General features: G+C 69.7%; 5 protein-coding genes and 1 pseudogene. 4 read left to right on the forward strand and 2 right to left on the reverse strand.

The genetic code is table 11. The features are described from left to right. Both ABDW21_RS16340 and ABDW21_RS16345 read right to left on the reverse strand, forming a co-directional pair. Nucleotides 1–207 (reverse strand): annotated as a pseudogene (locus ABDW21_RS16340) (TetR/AcrR family transcriptional regulator); the annotation flags it as partial. Next, a complete protein-coding gene (locus ABDW21_RS16345) occupies nucleotides 208–876 on the reverse strand; it encodes an O-methyltransferase (RefSeq protein ID WP_343710751.1) in 669 nt (222 codons plus the stop codon). It abuts the pseudogene before it with no gap. A 196-nt stretch (nucleotides 877–1072) separates the two neighbouring features. On the opposite strand from ABDW21_RS16345, the gene sigE reads away from it, so the two are divergent. The 4 genes from sigE (at nucleotide 1073) to tatB (ending at nucleotide 4396) form a co-directional block, all read left to right on the forward strand. After that, complete coding sequence (sigE, locus tag ABDW21_RS16350) at nucleotides 1073–1876, forward strand: RNA polymerase sigma factor SigE (RefSeq protein WP_343603196.1); 804 nt, start codon at nucleotides 1073–1075, stop codon at nucleotides 1874–1876. A 119-nt stretch (nucleotides 1877–1995) separates the two neighbouring features. Beyond that, nucleotides 1996–2391: an anti-sigma E factor RseA gene (rseA, locus tag ABDW21_RS16355; RefSeq protein ID WP_343603198.1), complete on the forward strand. Its 396-nt coding sequence runs from the start codon at nucleotides 1996–1998 to the stop codon at nucleotides 2389–2391. A gap of 96 nt (nucleotides 2392–2487) precedes the next feature. Continuing rightward, complete coding sequence (locus ABDW21_RS16360; RefSeq protein ID WP_343603200.1) at nucleotides 2488–3987, forward strand: trypsin-like peptidase domain-containing protein; 1500 nt, start codon at nucleotides 2488–2490, stop codon at nucleotides 3985–3987. 1 nt (nucleotide 3988) lies between these two features. Beyond that, complete coding sequence (gene tatB, locus ABDW21_RS16365; RefSeq protein WP_343603202.1) at nucleotides 3989–4396, forward strand: Sec-independent protein translocase protein TatB; 408 nt, start codon at nucleotides 3989–3991, stop codon at nucleotides 4394–4396. Nucleotides 4397–4443: the final 47 nt, after the last annotated feature.

The raw sequence follows: 4443 nt of genomic DNA on the forward strand, positions 1-4443 counted from the left end.
CTCGCCGCCGGACTGCATGCTGCGCACCAGATCGCCCATCAGCGGCGCGTAGGACTCGACCTCGGCCATCGCCGTGAGCCAGGTGGCGGGATCGGTTGACCGCATGGCGCCGGACTTGGCGCTGCGGATCTTCTCGGCGATGAAGGCGTCGCAGGCCGCAAGCAGGCCCTCTTTGGAGCCGAAGTGGTGGATGACCAGGGCGGCACTTCAGTCGCGCACCGCTGCCAGCAGGCCGTCGCCGAGCGGCACCAGGGCCGGGGTCAGGCGCTCGTCCTCGGCGATCAGCCGTGCCGCTTCGCGCACCGCCGTGACTTCGGGGTCGTGGGCGTCCGGGTCGTTGGCCCGTCCACCCAGCGCAGCGCGGTGCACCACGATGACCCCGCCGGAACGCAGCAACCGAACACCCTCAACGACGTAGTCCGGCTGGTCGAGCGGATCGGCGTCGATGAACACCAGGTCGTACGATGCGTCGGCAAGCCGGGTCAGCACCTCCTGGGCCCGGCCGCTGATCATCCGGGTGCGCGACGGCCCGATGCCCGCGTCGGCGAAGGCCTGCTTGGCGATCCGCTGGTGTTCGGGCTCGAGGTCGATGGTGGTCAAGACGCCGTCCTCGGCCATGCCGGACAGCAGCCACAGGCCGCTGACTCCAGCGCCGCTGCCCACCTCGACGACGGCCTTGCCGCCGCTGAGCTTGGCCAGCAGGCTCAGCAGGGCACCCACCGCCGGGCTGATCGCGCCCGCACCGATGTCCACGGCGCGCTCCCGGGCGGCGGCCAGGATCGCGTCCTCGGAGATCGATCCCTCGGCGTGCGCGGCGATCGACTCGGCTCTACTGGTGCGCTCCGTCTGGCCGGATGAGGGGTCGCTGCTGGCCATGCCCGCAGCGTAGAACCAACCCCGGGCCCAGGCGGGCAGGCGCGCCCGCAGCGGGCAGCGACACGCCCGGAAACGATGGGGCGCTGCACGTCACACCGAACGAGAAAACCCAGCGCAACGCCCGATCGGAAGCATTCTCAGTCGACGCACAGTTCGATCACACTGGGTCCACACGGCGGTACGCGAGGGTATCTGTATGGACCGCGGACGCTTCGAGTTCGGGAATTCCGAGCGGCAACTTCACGTTGGGCCCGGTGACGAACGGCCAGCCGACAACGGCTGTCTCGAGGGCTGTCTCGAGGGCTGTCTCGATCCGGATTCGGAGGAACCGATCATCACGCTCATGAGCCCGACCAGCATGTCGCACCCCGAGCAGAATCATGTCACCGGCTGGGTGGAATCCCCCGACGAGCCCTACGGCACCGCGATCTTCGACGCCACGGGGGACAAGGCGACGATGCCGTCGTGGGACGACCTGGTGCGTCAGCACGCCGACAGGGTCTACCGGCTGGCCTACCGGCTCGCCGGCAACCAGCACGACGCCGAGGACCTGACCCAGGAGACCTTCATCCGGGTGTTCCGGTCCGTGCAGAGTTACCAGCCCGGAACCTTCGAAGGCTGGTTGCACCGCATCACCACCAACCTGTTTTTGGACATGGTGCGCCGGCGCAGCCGCGTGCGGATGGAAGCGCTGCCCGACGACTACGACCGGGTCCCCGCCGACGGGCCCAGTCCCGAGCAGATCTACCACGACTCGCGGCTCGGCCCCGACCTGCAGGCGGCTCTGGACTCGTTGCAGCCCGAATTCCGCGCCGCCGTGGTGCTCTGCGACATCGAGGGTCTGTCCTACGAGGAGATCGGTGCCACCCTCGGCGTGAAGCTGGGCACCGTGCGCAGCCGCATCCATCGCGGACGACAGGCGCTGCGCGACTACCTGGCCGCCCGTCCCGAGCACGTCGGCGAGCTGGCGATTCGCGCCACGCCGGCGTCCGCGAGCTGACGCGCAGGGCGCACTTTTCGCTGTTCAATGGAGTTGCGTGGCGGGTGGCGCGCTACATTCAAAGGTAGTTCGGGCGTAGTCCACGTCACACTGGGTGCAGACACCGAAAGGAGCCGGTCATGGTCGACCGGGAACACGTGTTCCGCCGGGCGCGCTCCTGGTTCCCCAGCCAACTGGCTGCCCCCGGTGACGAGGCGGGCGGCGGACTCCGGCAATTCGGGTCGACGGAGCACCTGTCCACCGAAGCCGTCGCGGCGTTCGTGGACGGCGAATTGCGGATGAACGCCCACCTGCGCGCCGCACGACACATTGCGCTGTGCCCGCAGTGCGCCACCGACGTCGAGGATCAAACCCGGGCCCGCGCCGCGCTGCGCGATTCGCGCCCCATCCGCATCCCCCACACCCTGTTGGGCCAGTTGTCGCAGATTCCGCACAATCCGCCCGACGACGCGGCGAATGATCTCACCGATCAGCTGGCTGACGGCAATCCGCGCGACCCGCGCAAGCGTCGGTAGGGTGGGGGCCAGCGTGGGCCCACCGGTGGGTGGCGCCGTGCCGGCGCCTACCGGGCGTGTCACCAGCGGCTGGAAGAGGATCTGGAAGAGGATGGCGTGAATTCCGACGACGACAAGGACGGCGCACACCGGCTGGCGCCGCGGCCCGTTTCCCGCCCGCCGGTCGATGCGGCGGCGCGTCAGGTGTTCGGCCGGCCCGGCGGCGTGGCGGGTTCGTTCGTCGCCGAGGTTGTGCGTCCGGCGAAGTACCGGGACCAGGGCGAGTTCACGCCGCACGACGAGCCGGCGGACCCGGTGCTTGCCGAGGCCTTCGGTCGTCCGTTCACCGGCGCCGAGTCACTGCAGCGCCACCCTATCGACGCGGGCGCGCTCGACGGCGAGAAGGACCACGGCGAGCTCGACACGCCGGAAGACCCGTGGCGCGATCCCGGGGCGGCGGCCGCGCTCGGCGATCCGGCCGTCAAGCCGTCGACGCCGGACAACGCCGGCGAACGAGGCCGGCTCGGGGTGCGTGAGGTGTTGTTCGGCGGCAAGGTGTCCTACCGGGCGCTGGCCGTCCTGGCCGCCCTCGCCCTGCTGGTCGGGCTGGTCGGCGGGGTGGTCGGCCGCAAGACAGCCGAGGTCGTCCAAGCGTTCACCACGTCGAGGGTCACGCTGTCGACCAACGGCAACGGCGAAGAGCCGGCCGGCCGGTTCGCCAAGGTGGCCGCCGCGGTCGCCGACTCGGTGGTGACCATAGAGTCGGTCAGCGATCAGCAGGGCATGCAGGGCTCGGGTGTCGTCGTCGACGGCCGCGGCTACATCGTCACCAACAACCACGTCATCTCCGAGGCGGCCAACAACCCCAGCCAGTTCAAGATCACCGTGGTGTTCAACGACAGCAAGGAAGTGCCCGCCAACCTGGTGGGGCGTGACCCGAAGACCGACCTGGCCGTGCTCAAGGTCGACAACGTCGACAACCTGACGGTGGCCCGGCTCGGCGACTCCGCCAAGGTTCGCGTCGGTGACGAGGTGCTCGCCGTCGGTTCGCCGCTCGGGCTGCGCAGCACGGTGACGCAGGGCATTGTCAGCGCGGTGCACCGGCCCGTCCCGTTGTCCGGCGAGGGTTCCGACACCGACACTGTCATCGATGCTCTGCAGACCGACGCGTCGATCAACCACGGCAACTCCGGTGGGCCGCTGATCGACATGGATTCCCAGGTGATCGGCATCAACACCGCCGGCAAGTCGCTGTCCGACAGCGCCAGCGGGCTGGGCTTCGCGATTCCTGTCGACGAGGCGAAAAACGTCGCCCAGACGCTGATCAAGGACGGCAAGATCGTGCATCCGGAACTGGGTGTGAGCACCCGGTCGGTGAGCAACGCGATCGCGTCCGGCGCCGAGGTCGCCAACGTGAAAGCGGGTAGCCCCGCTGAGAAGGGCGGCATCCTGGAGAACGACGTCGTGGTCAAAGTCGGCAACCGGACCGTGGCCGACTCCGACGAGTTCGTCGTCGCGGTGCGGCAGCTGACGATCGGTCAGCCCGCGCCGATCGAGGTGGTGCGCGACGGCCGGCACGTGACGCTGACCGTGACACCCGGACCGGACAGCAGCTGAGTTGTTCGCCAACGTCGGCTGGGGGGAGATGCTGGTCCTCGTGGTGGTCGGGCTGGTTGTGCTTGGCCCTGAGCGGCTGCCCGGGGCGATCCGGTGGGCTGGCGCCGCGCTCCGCCAGGCCCGGGACTACCTGGCTGGCGTGACCACCCAGCTGCGTGACGATATCGGGCCGGAGTTCGACGATCTGCGCGAACCGCTGAGCGAACTGAACAAACTGCGGGGGATGACGCCGCGGGCGGCGCTGACCAAGCACCTGTTCGACGGCGATGACTCGCTGTTCACCGGTGCGTTCGACCGGATCCAGGAGCCGGTGCCGCCGGCGGTGACGCCGCCGGAGCCGTATCCGCCGTCACCTCAGCCGCACCTTCCCGCCGGCGGACCGGCGCCCTTCGACGCCGACGCGACCTGAAGCGGGTGGGGCGCCGCCGAACCGGCCTACCGGCGGGCCGGATCCAG

It is taken from the genome of Mycobacterium sp., assembly GCF_039583805.1.
GTDB lineage: Bacteria > Actinomycetota > Actinomycetes > Mycobacteriales > Mycobacteriaceae > Mycobacterium.